12 protein-coding genes are annotated in these 16,272 nt (G+C 60.9%); 3 read left to right on the forward strand and 9 right to left on the reverse strand.

What is annotated here, in order from left to right:
* Positions 1 to 88 precede the first annotated feature (88 nt).
* The 9 genes from KHU30_RS24415 to KHU30_RS24455 all read right to left on the reverse strand — a co-directional run bounded on the left by KHU30_RS24415 (position 89) and on the right by KHU30_RS24455 (position 12,752).
* Entirely contained in the window at positions 89 to 2,692 is a 2,604-nt protein-coding gene (locus KHU30_RS24415) for an alpha/beta fold hydrolase (protein ID WP_211445193.1), read from the reverse strand.
* A 51-nt stretch (positions 2,693 to 2,743) separates the two neighbouring features.
* Positions 2,744 to 3,796, reverse strand: a complete 1,053-nt coding sequence (locus KHU30_RS24420; RefSeq protein WP_211445194.1) for an aminopeptidase — start codon at positions 3,794 to 3,796, stop codon at positions 2,744 to 2,746.
* Complete coding sequence (locus KHU30_RS24425; protein ID WP_211445195.1) at positions 3,793 to 5,910, reverse strand: molybdopterin-containing oxidoreductase family protein; 2,118 nt, start codon at positions 5,908 to 5,910, stop codon at positions 3,793 to 3,795. Before KHU30_RS24425 ends, KHU30_RS24420 begins: the two co-directional genes overlap by 4 nt.
* A gap of 80 nt (positions 5,911 to 5,990) precedes the next feature.
* Positions 5,991 to 7,187, reverse strand: coding sequence for an acetylornithine deacetylase (gene argE / locus KHU30_RS24430; RefSeq protein ID WP_211445196.1), 1,197 nt, complete (start codon positions 7,185 to 7,187; stop codon positions 5,991 to 5,993).
* Positions 7,188 to 7,213: 26 nt separating this feature from the next.
* Entirely contained in the window at positions 7,214 to 8,248 is a 1,035-nt protein-coding gene (locus KHU30_RS24435) for an ABC transporter ATP-binding protein (RefSeq protein WP_211445197.1), read from the reverse strand.
* Entirely contained in the window at positions 8,245 to 9,237 is a 993-nt protein-coding gene (locus KHU30_RS24440; RefSeq protein ID WP_407928142.1) for an ABC transporter ATP-binding protein, read from the reverse strand. The genes KHU30_RS24435 and KHU30_RS24440 overlap by 4 nt, the downstream gene beginning before the upstream one ends.
* A gap of 4 nt (positions 9,238 to 9,241) precedes the next feature.
* Positions 9,242 to 10,147 carry an ABC transporter permease gene (locus tag KHU30_RS24445; protein WP_211445198.1) on the reverse strand — a complete coding sequence of 302 codons (906 nt, stop codon included), beginning with the start codon at positions 10,145 to 10,147 and terminating at the stop codon, positions 9,242 to 9,244.
* A 1-nt stretch (position 10,148) separates the two neighbouring features.
* Complete coding sequence (locus KHU30_RS24450; RefSeq protein WP_211445199.1) at positions 10,149 to 11,126, reverse strand: ABC transporter permease; 978 nt, start codon at positions 11,124 to 11,126, stop codon at positions 10,149 to 10,151.
* A 75-nt stretch (positions 11,127 to 11,201) separates the two neighbouring features.
* Positions 11,202 to 12,752: an ABC transporter substrate-binding protein gene (locus KHU30_RS24455; protein WP_211445207.1), complete on the reverse strand. Its 1,551-nt coding sequence runs from the start codon at positions 12,750 to 12,752 to the stop codon at positions 11,202 to 11,204.
* Between the two features lie 163 nt (positions 12,753 to 12,915).
* Here KHU30_RS24455 and KHU30_RS24460 point away from each other — a divergent pair, with 163 nt between their 5' ends.
* From KHU30_RS24460 to KHU30_RS24470, 3 genes are all read left to right on the forward strand, one after another.
* Positions 12,916 to 14,109, forward strand: coding sequence for a M20 aminoacylase family protein (locus KHU30_RS24460; protein WP_211445200.1), 1,194 nt, complete (start codon positions 12,916 to 12,918; stop codon positions 14,107 to 14,109).
* A 124-nt stretch (positions 14,110 to 14,233) separates the two neighbouring features.
* Positions 14,234 to 15,121: an SMP-30/gluconolactonase/LRE family protein gene (locus tag KHU30_RS24465; RefSeq protein WP_211445201.1), complete on the forward strand. Its 888-nt coding sequence runs from the start codon at positions 14,234 to 14,236 to the stop codon at positions 15,119 to 15,121.
* Positions 15,122 to 15,342: 221 nt separating this feature from the next.
* A complete protein-coding gene (locus tag KHU30_RS24470; protein ID WP_211445202.1) occupies positions 15,343 to 15,891 on the forward strand; it encodes an acyloxyacyl hydrolase in 549 nt (182 codons plus the stop codon).
* Positions 15,892 to 16,272: the final 381 nt, after the last annotated feature.

A 16,272-nucleotide genomic window follows, 5' to 3' on the forward strand; every position in this document is an offset into this window, starting at 1 on the left:
CTTTAGTCTCTGATTGTTATAAATGCATTGTTTTTGGCTTGTTTCACTGGAAGAAAACGCGCCTGTAAGGGGATATTGCCGGTGACCGCTAAAAAAGCACGGTTGTATTTTTTTGTTCTATCGCGATGCTATCGGGCAAAGCGTCGACATGCAAGCGTTTTGACGCATATTTGAGCAAATCGTCGACACTCAGCGTCATGTTGTGGTGCAACAAAACCTCTGCCCGCAAGTGCTTCACGCCCTCCTCGTCCGGACTCCATTTCACATGGGCGACGGCTACTGCGGGATGCTCGAACAAGACTTCTTCGATCTGGCGCGGGAATACCCGCTGGCCACCCCGTATCAACATATTACTCTTGCGGTCGATGATGGAGACAAAACCGTCTTCGTCGATGCTAGCGACGTCGCCGGTGGCCAGCCAGCCTTCATGCAGGCGTTCCTTGCTTAATTTTTTGGCAATCAGGCTGAGGGCGGTAGCGCCGTGTCCTGTGTCATCGGCATGGCCTTGGTCGTAGCCGGCGAACAGCTGCGGCCCGCGCACCCATAGCTCGCCCAAGGTGTCGACAGGTAGGGGCTCGCCGCTATCCAGGTCGACCACTTTCACTTCGGTATCCGGCAGCGGCACGCCGACCACGCCCGGGTTGCGGCGCGCCGACAGCGGCATCGCCAGCACCGCCGGCGAGGCTTCGGTAAGGCCATAGGCTTCAACCAGGCGGCCGCGCGTCAGCTTTTCAAATTCCTCGCGGATTTCCTGCGCCAGCGGCGAACCGCTGACGGCGCACACGCGGATCGACGCCAGGCCGTAGCGCCGTACTCCCTGCGTATGCGCCAGCTCGCGCACCATGCGCGGCGTGGTCGGGAAATAAGTAGGACGCATTTTTTTCACGGTCTTCAGCAAGGGTTCCAGCTCGGCCCCCGGCAGCAGGATCAGGGTGGCGCCCAGGTAGACGCCCAGGTGCAATACGCCCGTCAGGCCGTAGGCGCTGGACAAAGGCTGCTGCGCCAGGAAGCGTTCGTCGCCGGGCCGCGACTCCGGCAGCCAGTGCCGCAGCTGCAAGGCATTCGCCGCCAGGTTGCGATGCGACAGCGCCACCGGCAGCGGCGTGCCGCTGGCGCCATAGGTGTAGACCACCACGGCAATATCGTTGACGTCTTGCGTCAGCTCGGCAGGATAGACCGTGCCGCGCCCCAGCACCTGCTTGAATTTCAGATAGCGCCGCTCCTGCTTGCGGTGCTGCTTGTCTTGCCGGAACCATGGCAGCCAATGGCCTTCCTGGACATGATGCAGGGCGGCGAACTTGAGCTTCTCGCGCCAGCCCATGTGATCGATCATCGAGGCAAATATCACACGCCGCAAAGCCGCGGCGCGGCGATCGCTTTGCAAGACGTCGCGCAATTCGTCGTAGCGGCTGGTGGTAGTCACCAGCATCACTGCGTCGGCATCGGCAATCCGCGTCAGCAAAATTTCCGCAGGGGTGGCAGCATCGCTCAGCACCGCCACCGCGCCGGCCTTCAAGATGCCGAAATAGGCAATCACCAGGGACGGGATATTCGGCATGGCCAGCAAGATCCGCTCGCCGGGCTTGATGCGCATGTCGATCAGGCCGTTGGCGAAACGGTTCGCCTGGCGGTCCAGCTCGCGCCAGCCGATCCTGCCGCCGCGGTAGGACAAGGCGGTGGTCTTGGCAAAGCGCCTGGCGGTCGCCTCCAGCAGGCGCGGCAAGGCCACCGTCGGCAGCTTGATGCGGTAGGGAGTACGGGCATCGTAGAATTTCAGCCACGGCCGTTCGCTCTCCAGCTGCTTGCGGGCGGCGCGCCGTTCCGCCTTTTGCCGCCGGCGGCGCTCGGCCTGCTCGGCCGGATCGGACTGCATCTGCAGGAAGCGTTCGATGGCGCGGTTGACGGCGTCCGGCCGCTCCACCATCACTTGATGGGCGGAGACCGGCACCACCACTTCCTCGGCGCCGGGGATCAGGCTGGCGACTTCCTTGTAGGCGGCTTCATCGAACAGGATATCGCGATGGCCGAGAATCACCAGCGCCGGCACCCTGATGGCGCGCAGATATTCGCTGCCGTCCCACGGCAGCAAGGCGTTCTTGTTTTGCAGGTAGACCACATGCGGCGGCGGATAGATGCGGGCGGCGGCGATGCCGAAATACGGCATCAGCCTGCGCACCATGCCGAAAATCGGCGGCGGCATGCGCAGCAGGGTGCGGCCGGCCCAGCGCAGGCGGAAACGCGCGGCCGAAGCGATCATGATCAATGCCGACACGCGTTCCGGAAACTGCTTGAGGAAGAAGGCGGACAGCGCGCCGCCGAATGAGTGGCACACCAGGATGAATTGCGGCGGCAGCTCCAGCAGGTCAAGGGCCGCGGCAATGTCGGCGACCAGCTCCGGCACGTCGTAGTGCGCGCCGTCGGCCTCGGCCGGCGCATCGGTGTAGCCGTGGCCGCGCAGATCGAGGGCGATCACGCGGTAGTCGGCCTGGAACTGTTCCAGCTGGTATTCCCAATAGGCGGCGCGGCCGCCGAAGCCGTGGATGAACACCATGGTCGGCTGCTGGTTTCGCGCGCCGCGGCCATATTCGGGACCGGCATCGATGACGCTCATTTCCAGTGCGGAGCTGCCGTCGCGCGTCAGGCGGCCGGGCAGTTTCAAGGTGCTGCGATGCAGGTCGGTATTGAAGGTCATCTTGTCATTGTAACCAATAGCCTGTCGCAATACGACGGTCCGGCCGGCATCTTATGCGGATGGCGCTTTTGCCAGTTCATCCAGCTGGCGGTGTCTTTCTTCCTTGCTGAGCTTGGCCAGCCTGGCGACGGCGATATAAAACTTCGGCAAGGTCTGCTGCTGCGCCAGCAAGGCCTTGAATCCCGGCACCAGGTCGTAATAGGTCGCCACCAGCGCCAGGTGCGCATTCGAGAGCGGCTCGGCGAACCAGCGGTCATAGCCGGTGTAGCCGCCCCAGCTGGACTTGAGCCGCTGATAGTCTTCCTGCAGGGCGCCGAAGATCGCGGCCTTTTGCTGCAGCTTCCGGTCATCGCTGAGATCGCTGGCATAGTTGCTTGCCAGCTGTTGGCGGTACTTCAGCAAGAGCGCCAGGAATTCTTGCTTGCGTCCTTCGAACTGGACGTAGGCGTCGCGCATTTTCTGGTCGCCGACCGCCTGCAGCCAGCGCTCGACGCCGGCTTGTTCCACGGTGGTGGCGAACGATTCATTGAACTGGGTATCGTCTTTGACATAGACGGTCTGGTGCGCCAGCTCATGGAAAATCAGGCGCGCCACTTCACCGTCGGGATATTTGATGAAGGTCGACAGCAGCGGGTCGTTGAACCAGCCCAGCGTCGAATAGGCCGGCACGCCGCTGACCTGGACATCGTAGCCTTGCCGCCGCATCTCTGCGGCAAATTTTTGCGCCGCTTCCTTGCTGAAGTACCCGCGATAATTCACGCAGCCGGCAATTGGAAAACACCATTGCCGGGGTTCCAGCGACAGCGCCGGCGCCGCCACCACGTTCCATAAAGCGAAGGGCCGCTGCAGGTCGGCATATTCGGTGTAGCTGCGGTTGTCCGGCAGGCCAAGGTCGGTGACGGCAAAGCGGCGCATCTGCTTGCTGCGTTTCAGCTTGGCCTTGAGAGCGGTATCGGCGTTCGGATCGGCCAGCCAGTCGTCAATCGGATGGGCGCGGTCGAGCAGGGAAAACTGGCCGTTGGCGGCTTGTCCGTAATAGGCCAGCTGGGCGCATCCCGATACCAGCAGCAAGGCAAGCAGCGGAAGCAGCCGGCGCGTTCTCATGCGTTGGCGCTCATCCCGCCGGCGCCGCCAATTTGCAATTTTTCCACCTCCACCAGCACATCGTAGAAGGTCGGTGCGCGTCCCATGTCGGTCAGGCGCTGGCTGGTCACCTCGTTGGCGTTCTTGCCGTCGCTGGCCATTTTTTTCCACCAGATCGACAAGCCCACCACGAGGCCGGTCCTGGCCTTGTCGGTGACTCTCAGCCTGGCGTTGAAGCTGCCGCGGTCGTTGAAGATGCGGACCGCATCGCCAGTGGCCAGGCCACGCTGTGCGGCGTCGGCAGGATGCATGTCGAGATGCGGTTCGCCTTCGGTATCGCGCAGGCTCTTGACGTTGACGAAACTGGAGTTGAGGAAGTTGCGCGCGGGCGGGGAAATCATCCCCAGCGGATATTTCCTGGCCAGTTCGGGATTGCTGGCGCGCGACTCGTACGGTGCAATATACGTCGGCAAAGGATCGAGGCCGTCTTTCAGCATTTGCGCGCTGTAGAACTCGCATTTGCCGGAGGGCGTCGGAAAGCCGCCGTCAGCAAAAGGCGCATCCGGCATGTTCAGTTTCTGCCAGCCGTTCTGCTTGAGCGTATCCCAATCGAAATGGATGGCGCGTACGTTCTTGCGGTCGAACGCCTGCGCTGCGATTTCGTCGTCGCTCTCGCGGAAGCAGGCATCGTCGAATCCCATGCGCGCCGCCAGCAGGCGGAAAATCTCGGTGTTCGGCTTGGCTTCGCCAAGCGGCGCGATCGCCGCATTGTTCGCCAGCATGTACAAGTGGCCGTAGGCCGAATGGGCGTCGACGTGTTCCAGCTGGGTGGTCGCCGGCAATACGATGTCGGCGTAATCGGCGGTATCGGTCTGGAAGTGTTCCAGCACCACGGTGAACAAGTCTTCGCGCGCGAAGCCGCGGGCGACAACGCCCGACTCCGGCGCCACCGCTACAGGATTCGAGTTATACACGATCACCGCTTCGATTTTCGGGCCAAATTCGGGCGAGGCCTCACGCAGCAAATCGTCGCCGATGGTGCTCATGTTGATGGTGCGCGGCGCCACGCCTTGCCTGGTCAGGAAATCGGGACGCTGCAAAGCCTGGCTGTTCTTCGGAAAGCTGTCCGACGCCGACAGCTGGACGCCGCCGGCAGCGTGGCGCCAGGCACCGACCAGCGCCGGCAGGCAGCTGATATTGCGCACCGCCATGCCGCCGCCGCGGACGCGCTGCAAACCGTAGTTGATGCGGATCGCCGCGCCTTCGCCGCGCAAGGCCGCGGCGCCATAGGCGCGCGCCAGCTCGGTCACTTCCTCGGCAGTAATACCGCACACTTCCGCGGTCCGTTGCGGCGTCCATTCCAGCACCCGCTGCTTGAGCTGCTCGAAGCCCAGCGTATGGCGCGCAATGTAATCGTGGTCCAGCAAGTCTTTGGCAATCAGCACATGCATCATGCCCAGCACCAGCGCCGAATCGGTGCCCGGCAGCAGCGCAATATGCTGATGGCATTTGTCGGCGGTCAGGGAACGGTAGGGATCGATGGCGATCAACCTGGCGCCGTTGCGCTTGGCTTCCTGTGCGCGCATCCAGAAATGCAGGTTCGAGGCAATCGGATTGCCGCCCCAGATCAGGATCAGCTTGGCGTTCTGGAATTGTTCGAGGTCGGTGCCTATCCTGGCGCCCAGGGTGTACTTGTAGCCGGCGCCGCCGGCCGAGGCGCAGATGGTGCGGTCCAGCAGCGAGGCGCCGATGCGGTTGAAAAAGCGCATCGACATCGACTCGCCCTGCACCAGGCCCATGGTGCCTGCATAGCTGTAAGGCAGGATGGCTTGCGGATTGCGCGCGGCGATCTGGCCCAGCCGTTCGGCAATCGTGGCGATGGCTTCATCCCAGCTGATCTGCACGAACTTGCCTTCGCCCTTGTTGCCGACCCGCTTGAGCGGATGCAGCAGGCGATCCTTGTGATAGGTCCGCTCGGTGTAGCGCGAGACCTTGGTGCAGAGGACACCGGCTGTGGTGGGATGGTCGGGATCGCCGCGGACTTCGGTGGCGACGCCGTCGGTCACCGTCACCAGCAACGCGCAAGTATCGGGGCAGTCATGCGGGCAGGCGGCACGAACAATGGAAGTAGTCATAATGTCATCAGAACCAAGGCGCTTCAATACGCTACTTTAGCAAAATCCAGCCGCACAGGATGACACGCGATGGCTTTTTTCTATTTGCCGGCTTGCAGCTGCATCCCCGGATCCATCAGGCGCAGCATGAAGGCTTCGCACTGCGCCACCTGCTCCAGCGCCACGAACTCATTCGGCCGGTGCGCCTGCTCGATGCTGCCGGGACCGCAGACCACGGTCGGAATGCCGGCGCGCTGGAACAGGCCGGCTTCGGTGCCGTAGGACACCGCACCATGCGATTTATTGCGCGCCAGCGCCTTGGCCAGCTGCACCACGGCATCGCTTTCCTGCATGTTGAGGCCGGGCGCTGACGCCAGCCATTCAAAGTCGATGGCGGCATTCGGTTCCACCCTTTGCATTTCCGGCAGCAGGGTCGCGGCGAAATCCCGGATTTCCTGATACAGGCGTTCGACATCGATGCCCGGCATGGTGCGCGCCTCGAATTCGAACCTGCAATCCTTGGGGACGATGTTGGCTGCCAGGCCGCCGTGGATCAGGCCGGTCTGCATGGTGGTGTAAGGCACGGTGAAGCCATAGTCGCGCGTCTCCAGCTGGGCGAAGCGGTCCGCCATCTGGCGAATGTAGACGATGACGCGGGCCGCGTATTCGATCGAATTGACACCCATGGTGGTGTAGCTGGAATGGGCTTCGCGGCCGCGCACGCAGCAGCGGAAACGATGCGTGCCTTTATGCGCGATGATCGGCTGCATCGAGGTCGGCTCGCCGACGATGCAGGCCGCCGGCTTCAGTCCCAGTTCCTGCAGGTCCTTGATCAATCCTTGCACGCCGATGCAGCCCACTTCTTCGTCATACGACAGGGCGAAATGCAGCGGCGCGTCCATCTTCGCTGCCAGAAATTGCGGCGTCAGCGCCAGCGCGGTGGCGATGTAGCTCTTCATGTCGGCCGAGCCGCGGCCATACAGCAGGCCATCCTTGACGACGGCCTTGAAGGGATCGCTGTCCCAGGCCTGGCCTTCGACCGGCACCACGTCGGTATGGCCGGACAGGATCAGGCCGGGCTTGGGACCTTCGCCCAGGGTCGCAAACAGATTGGCTTTCTTGCCGCTAGCATCGTAGGTCAGGCGCGATTTGACGCCGAATCCGGCCAGGTAGTCGCGGGTCCATTCGATCAATCCCAGGTTGGAATCGCGCGATACGGTCGGGAACGCGATCAGGCGTTCGATCATTGCCATGACGTCGGCTGATGGTGTCGGTGCTGTAGTGTGCGGGGTAGTCATAATTTGTCCTGTATTTGTCCGGTAAACTAGCCGTCGTTCAGGTGGCAGGCCGAAAAATGGTTGCTGCTGATTTCTTTCAATTCCGGTTTTTCCTCTTTACAGCGCGCCATCGCATGCGGACAGCGTGGATGAAAATGACAGCCGGCGGGCGGATGCAGCGGCGACGGGATTTCACCCTTCACCGCAAAGAATTCGGTTCTCCTGACTTCCAGCTTGGGCGCCGACGCCAGCAAGGCCTGGGTGTACGGATGATTCGCGCGGGCGAAGACGGTGTCGGCCGCGGCCGATTCAACGATGCGGCCGAGATACATGATCAGCACCCGGTCCGACAAATGGCGCACCACGCCCAGGTCATGGCTGATGAACAGATAGGTCAGGTCGAGTTCGTCGCGCAGCTTGATGAACAGGTTCAGCACCTGGGCCTGGATCGACACATCCAGCGCCGCCACGGCCTCGTCGCACACCAGGAATTCCGGCTTGACCGCCAGGGCGCGCGCAATGCCGACCCGCGCCCGCTGGCCGCCGGAAAACTGGTGCGGGAAACGGCGCAGCATGCCGCCGTCCAGCCCCACCCTTTGCAGCAGGCTCTCGACATATTCGCGCTGTTGCGATGCGCTCACCATGCCGTGCACCAGCGGCGCCTCGCCGACGATATCCTGCACCCGCATGCGCGGATTCAGCGAGGCATAGGGATCCTGGAAAATCATCTGGATCGCCAGCTGCTTCTTGCGCCGTTCAGGCACGGCCAGCTGTTCCAGCGACTGCCCTTTCCACAGGCGCATGCCGGCGCTAAGGCTATGCAGGCCGACCGCCATCCGCCCCAGGGTTGACTTGCCGCAGCCGGATTCGCCCACCAGCCCGACCACTTCGCCGCGCACGATGCTCAGGCTGACGTCGTCCACCGCATGCACCACTTCCTGCTGCATGCGGGCGCCGAACAGGTTGGCGATTTTCGCCGCGCTGTCCAGCCCCTTGACGAACTGCTTGCTGACCGCCTGCATTTCCAGCAGCGGCGGCAAAGCTGGAACTATGCCGGCCTGGCGATCTTCAAGCGCGCTCATTGCACTGTCCCATTCAGACTATCCTCCAGCGGGTGGAAACAACACAGCATGCGCTGCCCGACCGTGTGCAGCGGCGGCGTCTGCAGGCATGCATCCGTGGCATGGGTGCAGCGCGTGCGGAACGCGCAGCCTTCCGGCAGATTCAACAGCGATGGCGTCATGCCGGGAATCTGCTGCAGCGGCTGGCCGCGCGGATTGCGCGACGGCGCCGAGGCGATCAGGCCATGGGTATAGGGATGGCGCGGATGTTCCAGCACTTGCTGCACCGTGCCGCTTTCGACGATGCGGCCGGCGTACATCACCGCCACGGTATCGGCCAGGCCTGCCACCACCGACAGGTCATGCGTGATCCAGATCAGCGCCGTGCCTGATTCCCGGCACAGCTTCTGCATTTCGTACAAGATCTGCCCTTGTATCGTCACGTCCAGCGCAGTAGTCGGTTCGTCGCAAATGATCAGGTCCGGCTTGTTCAGCAAGGCGATGGCGATCGCCACCCGTTGCCGCATGCCGCCTGAAAACTGATGCGGATACGCTTGCAGGCGTTCATCCGGCGAGGGGATGCCGACCCGCACCAGCGCCTCGCGCGCCATTTCGCGCGCCACCATCTTGCTGACATCCTGATGCGCGCGCACCGCTTCCATCATTTGGGTGTCGATGCGCAGCACCGGATTCAAGGTCATCATCGGATCCTGGAAAATCATGGCGATGCGGTTGCCGCGGATCTTGCGCATGGCTTCCGCCGGCAGCCCGCGCAATTCATTTCCTTGCAGCAGAATCTCGCCGGCGACGATTTTTCCGGGTGCGTCGATCAGGCCCATGATGGAATAGCCTGTCATCGATTTTCCCGAGCCCGATTCGCCGACCAGCCCCATGATTTCGCCGCGCTTGATGGAAAACGACACCTGGTCGACCGCTTTCACCAGTCCGGCGCGGGTGGCAAACTGGGTCTGCAGATTATTTACTACCAGTGTCGTCGGAGTATCCATCATCGCCTTATTGCGTCTGCAGGCGCGGATTGAGGACGTCGCGCAGCTGGTCCGCCACCAGGTTGATGGTCACCACGGCCAGCAGCAAGGCGATGCCGGGAAAGACGCTGATCCAGTATTTCCCGGAGAGCAGATACTGGAAGCCATTGGCGATCAGCAGTCCCAGCGACGGCTCCGTGATCGGCAAGCCCAGCCCGAGGAAGGAAAGCGTCGCTTCCAGCGAAATCGCCGACGCCACCTGCAAGGCGGCAATCACGATCAGCGGCGGCAGGCAGTTGGGCAGCAGATGGCGGAACATGATGCGCAAGGGCGACAGGCCAAGCGCCGTGGCAGCTTCGATATATTCCTTCTTGCGTTCGACCAGCGCGGCGCTGCGCGTGGTGCGCGCGTAGTAGGCCCATTGCACCGCCACCAGCGCGATGATGATCTTATCCACGCCGCGGCCGGTCAGCGCCAGCAGGATCAGGGCGATCAGGATGGGTGGGAAGGACAGCTGGATATCCGCTATCCGCATGATGAACGCTTCCGTGCGGCCGCCGGCATACCCGGCCAGCAAGCCCAGCGTCAGGCCCAGCGACAGCGCGATGACGGTGCTGACCACGCCGACCGTCACGGAGATGCGGATGCCGTACAGGATCGCCGACAGCATGTCGCGCCCCTGGTCGTCGGTGCCGAGCAGATAAGTCATGCTGCCATCGACCAAAGTCTTGCCCGGTTCCAGGCGCGAGTCCATGACATCCAGCTTGGCCAGGTCGTAGGGATCCTGCGGTGAAATCGCAGGCGCAAATATGGCCGCCAGCAGGATCAGCACCAGCAGCACGAAGCCGATGGTGGCGATCTTGCTGCTGAAATAATTCCTGACGAAACGCTGCCAGGGTGTTTCTACGGTCTCGATTGCCTGGATCGGTTGCATGTCAGCCTTTGCTTTCTGCCAGGCGCACGCGCGGATCGAGCAGCGAGTACAGCATGTCCACCGCTAGGTTGATGACGATGAAGATGGTGACGATCAATAATAGATAAGCGACGATCACCGGCCGGTCCAGCACGCGGATCGAATCGATGATCAGCTTGCCCATGCCCGGCCAGGCGAACACGGTTTCGGTGACGATGGAAAACGCAATGATCGAGCCGAACTGCAAGGCGATCACGGTGACGATAGGAATCAAGATGTTTTTCAGCACGTGGACGCCGATGATGCGGCTGTTGCGCAAGCCTTTGGCGCGGGCGAACTTGACATAGTCCTGCATCAGCGCCTCCTGGGCGCCGGAGCGCGTGAGACGGATCACCAGGGCGATGTTGAACAGCGCCAGGTTGAAAGCCGGCATGAGAAGATGTTTCAGGCCGTCCCAGCCAAGGAAGCTAACCGGCACTCCCAGCAGCAATTGCGTTTCGCCGCGGCCGCTGGTGGGCAGCCATCCCAACTGCACCGCAAACACCATGATCAGCATCAGGCCGACCCAGAATGTCGGCAGCGAAAAGCCGAGGATGGAAACCGCCATGATGGCTTTGCCGACGATGCCGTTGGGACGCAGGCCGGCCAGCAAGCCGAGCGGCAGCCCCAGCACGATGGAGAGCAGGATCGCCGCGGTCGACAGTTCCAGCGTCGCCGGCATGCGCTCGAAAATCAGGCTCAGGGCCGGGGTCGAATAGGCGAATGAACGCCCCAGGTCGCCGCCGATGGCGTTCTTCAGGAAAATGAAATATTGCAGCCAGAGCGGCTTGTCGAGGCCAAAGGCGACGATCACCTTGGCGCGCTCGATCTGATCGGCATCGGGGCTGATCAGGACATCGATCGGATTGCCGATCGCGTACACGCCGATAAACACCAGCAGCGACATGACCAGCAGCACGGCCAGACTTTGCAATACGCGGCGGATGATAAAAGCCAGCATCGAATATCCCGGAATCCATAAAAAATCCGCTCGCCACCAGCAGTGAGCGGATATGCGCGCGTTTTGTCCCTCTCGTTATTGCGGGTAGAACTGATAAGCGTGAGTACGCTCATCGGTGCGCGGGATATATACGATACCTTTTTTTGCGGCCCATGTCGTTACTTGCTGGTGAATCGGGATGACGCCGCCGTCGTCGATGACGATCGCGGTGGCCTGCTGCAGCAAGCCTGAACGCTCCTTGTCATCGACGCTGGCGAGTGCCTTGGCCAGCACCGCATCCATCTTAGGATTGCAGTATTTCAGCCAGTTGACCGCACCCATGCCTTTCGCCGGATTATCGCAAGCGACCATCGCCCGCAACGGCGACGAGGCTTCGCCGGTCTGCGCGCCCCAGCCCAGCAGGCCGATCGAGTACTCGCTCTTGGCACCGCGTGCCGCGTAGACCGACATCGGCGCCCCTTCGACCTTGGTGGCTACGCCGATGCGCGACCACATCTGGGCAATCGTCTGGGCGATTTTCTCATCGTTGATGTAGCGGTTGTTCGGGGTATGCAAAGTCAGGTCGAAGCCGTTCGGATAGCCTGCTTCGGTCAGCAGCTTCCTGACTGCCTCGGGATCGTATTTGGGCGGCTTGAGATCCGGATTATGGCCAAACAGCGCGGCCGGCACCAGGTTGACCGTCGGCTCGGACAATCCCTCCATCACGCGGTCGCGGATCGCATCGCGGTTGATGGCGATCGACAGGGCATGGCGCACGCGCTGATCCATCAGCGGATTCTTGTCGAGCGGCTTGCCGTCTTTGTCGGTGACGAACGGTGTTTTTTCGCGGCGCGTGTCCGGATATAGATAAATCACACGGTGCGAGACCTTGGAGTAGAAACTCAGGTTCTTGTCCGCCCTGACTTTGGCCAGATCCGGCGTCGGCACATTTTCGATGGCTTGCACGTCGCCGGCCAGCAAGGCCGCCAGGCGGGTCGCGTCGTTGGGGATGAAGCGCAGGGTGACCTTGCTCCAGGCCGGCTTCTTGCCCCAGTAGTCGTTATTGCGTTCCAGTTCGACCCTGTCGTCGCGCTGGAATTTGACGAAGCGGAAGGGGCCGGTGCCGACCATGCCCTTGCCGCTGGCGAAGTCGTCGCTGCTCAGGCCTTGCGTAGCCTTCTTCGACACGATGTAGATCGAGGTCAGGTCCGCCAGCAGCAGCGGATACGGCTCTTTGGTCGTAAGCTGGATCGTGTAAGGATCGATGATCTTTTTATTGACGATGGCTTTGGTGTAGGTGTCGAATTTTCCCGGGCTGCCGACAATCGTTGCCGGCCGTTCCAGCGACCAGGCTACGTCTTCCGCCGTCAGCGGCGTACCGTCGTGGAATTTGACGCCCTTGCGCAGCTTGAATTCCCAGGTCACATTGTTCACCAGCGTCCACGATTCGGCCAGCGCTGGAATGATGTGGCTGTCGGCATCCATCGCCACCAGTTGTTCAAAGATATGATCGGAAACGTTGATATTGGGAAATAGATTATAGAAGTGGGGATCCATCGAAGTCGGCGGGGAACTCATCGCCAGCTTGAATTCCTGGGCCGCCGCGGGAGGCAGGACAGACGCCGCCAGCGTCAGCAGACAAGCCATGAAGAATGCACGCAATCCGGTTGCTGGCCAAGACATCAGACGCATAATGCTCTCCTGTGAGTGAACACCGATGGACCGTGTAGGCGTAATATACACATTCTGGACGCTACGCCTCCGACCTTTTTTTACAGGCAAGAGGCATGCCACATATCAGGAGCCGAATATGAATTTGATCGATCCCATCATCGCCTTCCAGGCGGAACTGCAAGCCATCCGGCGTGATTTGCACGCACATCCCGAACTCAACTATGAAGAACAGCGCACCTCCGACGTGGTGGCGCGCAAGCTGACTGAATGGCAGATCCCGATCCTGCGCGGGATGGGAGTCACCGGTGTTGTCGGCATCATAAAGAACGGCAGCAGCGGCCGCGCCATCGGCTTGCGCGCCGATATGGATGCCTTGCCGGTGCAGGAGTTGAATACTTTCCCACATGCCTCCCAACATCAGGGCAAGATGCACGCTTGCGGGCATGACGGCCACACGGCGATGTTGCTTGGTGCGGCGCACCATCTGTCCCGGCACCGCAATTTCGACGGTACTGTATATCTGATTTTCCAGCCGGCGGAAGAAGGCGGCGGCGGTGCGCAGCGCATGATCGACGATGGCTTGTTTGAGAAATGTCCTGTGGAAGCGGTGTTCGGCATGCATAACTGGCCAGGCATGGCGACCGGCAGCTTTGGCGTAACGCCCGGGCCGATGATGGCGTCCAGCAATGAATTCGAAGTGATCGTCAAGGGCAAGGGTTCGCATGCTGCGCAGCCGCACAAAAGCATCGATCCGGTCATGGTCGCGGTGCAGATCGCGCAGAGCTGGCAAACCATTGTTTCGCGCAACATCAACCCCAACGATCCGGCAGTGCTGTCGGTGACGCAGATTCATAGCGGCAGCGCCACCAATGTGATTCCCGATGTCGCCACGCTGATCGGCACGGTGCGGACTTTTTCATTGCCGGTGCTGGACACGATCGAGGCGCGCATGCGCGAAGTGGCACAGCATACCGCGGCTGCCTTCGGCGCTGAAGTGGAGTTCCGTTTCCACCGTAATTATCCGCCGCTGGTGAACCATGCCAAGGAGACTGCATTTGCGGTCGAGGTGCTGCAGGCGATGGTTGGCAGCGACAACGTCAATCCCGAGGTTGAGCCAACCATGGGCGCGGAAGATTTCGCCTTCATGCTGCAGAACAAACCGGGCTGCTATGTCTTCATCGGCAATGGCGAAGGCGCCCACCGGGACAGCGGCCACGGCCTCGGCCCATGCAATCTGCACAACGCCAGCTACGATTTTAACGACGACTTGCTGCCGATTGGCGCCAGTTACTGGGTTAATCTTGCAGAGACGTATTTGAAGAAGCAATGATTGCCGCGTCGCTAGCCATGCCGGCGACGCTATAACGATTCGATCAGGCGGACTGCGATTCAGCTGTCTTTCGCAGCCCGCCGCCTGATCTCCTTCCGCCCTCTCTTTTCACATCGTCACACACATGAATCAAATCGCAGTCGCGTACGACGTCCCTATGCAACTGGGTGAATGCCCGCTTTGGCATGCAGCGGAAGCGTCTCTTTACTGGGTCGATATTTCAGCAATGCAGGTGCATCGACTGCATCCTGCCGACGGCAAGCACACCATGTGGCAGCTGGATGCCGAGCCAGGCTGCATCGGCCTGCGCGCCGGCGGCGGCCTGGTCGTCGCCATGCGCACCGGCGTGGCATACCTGGATACGAACACCGGCGCGCTCACGCACATCGCCGATGCGCCTTATGACATGGCCACCGCACGCTTCAATGACGGTCGCTGCGATGCTGCGGGCCGCTTCTGGGCGGGCACCATCTATGAGCCGCGCGACCATGCCGGCGCCCAGTTGTATGCGATCGAAAAAGGCGTGGTGCGCGCCGCCGGAAATCCGGTGACGGTCTCCAATGGCCTTGGCTTCAGCGGCGACAGCCGTACCCTGTATCACAGCGACACCACTGCGCACAGGATCACCAGCTACGACTTCGACCTGGCCAGCGGCAAGATCGGCGCCGGCCGTGTGCTCAGGCAGTTCGCCATGGACAAGAATGCGCCGGATTACGGCGGCCGTCCTGACGGCGCGGCGGTCGACAGCGAAGACGCTTACTGGTGCGCCATGTATGAAGGCGGCCGGCTGCTGCGTCTGTCGCCTGAAGGTGAAGTTCTGCAAGAGGTGATCGTGCCGGTGCGCTGCCCGACCATGATGGCGTTTGGCGGGCCTGATCTGCGTACGCTGTATATCACCAGTGTGCGCGAGAAGCGTAGTCCGGCGGAACTGGAAAAATATCCGCTATCAGGTTGTGTCCTAGCGCTGCACGTGGATGTGCCTGGCCGCGCAGAACCCTTTTATATCCCCTGATTGCAAAGCACAGGGTCACCGTTTTGCGACAGGAATTATCTGTAGTTCGGCAGCAATCTCCGTTTTCGACTATTCTTTAGGGCTGTAGCTGCGCGCCGCGGCAGTCCGGCAAGGGAAGTAATCGCACCTGTCGGCGCCAGTCGGCCAGCGCAACCGTTCCATGAATAGGGTGAGGACTTGCCTTTCATTCGCTTTTTATTTTTTACGCTCGAAAGTCTTTTATGCAAAAAAAACAAACCGGACTCAAGATTCTAGCCGCGGCCTGCCTGCTGGCTGGCGTTCACGCAAATAGCTTCGCCGTCGACTCCGCCTCATTTGAAGTCGGCACCGGCAACAAGAGCCAACTGGCCCGGATTGCCGCGCAATGGAACTGGGGTTCGCCTTTGTGGCAAGGCAGCAGCACGCAACTCGGCGGCTACTGGGATTTGAGCCTGGCTGAATTCCGTCAAAACCAATACCAGAATGTTCCCGGTCAATCGAAGAACCTGACTGACATCGGCTTCACGCCTGTGTTCCGCTTCCAGAGCAACGATAAAAGAGGCCTGTACGGTGAAGCCGGCATCGGCGTGCACCTGATGTCGCACCTGTATGACAACAACAGCCGCCGTTTTTCGACCGCATTTGAATTTGGCGACCACCTGGGCGCGGGCTATGTATTCGGCAACGGCCTTGATGTCGGCATCAAGCTGCAGCATTTCTCCAACGGCGGCATCAAGAAGCCGAACAGCGGCGCAAACTTTGCCGTATTGCGGGTAGCTTATCCGTTCTAATGGCGATTGTTGATCAAAATAAGAGCAGAATACGTAAGCAAGAAAGCCAGTCGCGAAAGCTGACTGGCTTTTTTTTGCCTATTTTCCCTGGGCGGTATAGGAAATATCGGAGAGATTTAGCATCTGAGGCAGCATTTCTCCATATTGCAGTGCCGTCTGCGGCGTGAATCTTCAGCGAATTTCAGCGCAGCGTTGATTTTCAAGTAGATTTGAAGATATCTGCGGTCATTTTGAAGGGCAATACGAAGTGGCTTCGCAAAGCAAAAACCCTCTAAGCGCTAAGCTTAGAGGGTTTTTTAATAAAAGCCTGACGATGACCTACTTTCACACTGGTTGCAGCACTATCATCGGCGCAAAGTCGTTTCACGGTCCTGTTCGGGA

Origin of the sequence: Collimonas humicola, assembly GCF_018304945.1 — a bacterium.
Classification (GTDB): Bacteria; Pseudomonadota; Gammaproteobacteria; order Burkholderiales; family Burkholderiaceae_D; genus Collimonas; species Collimonas humicola.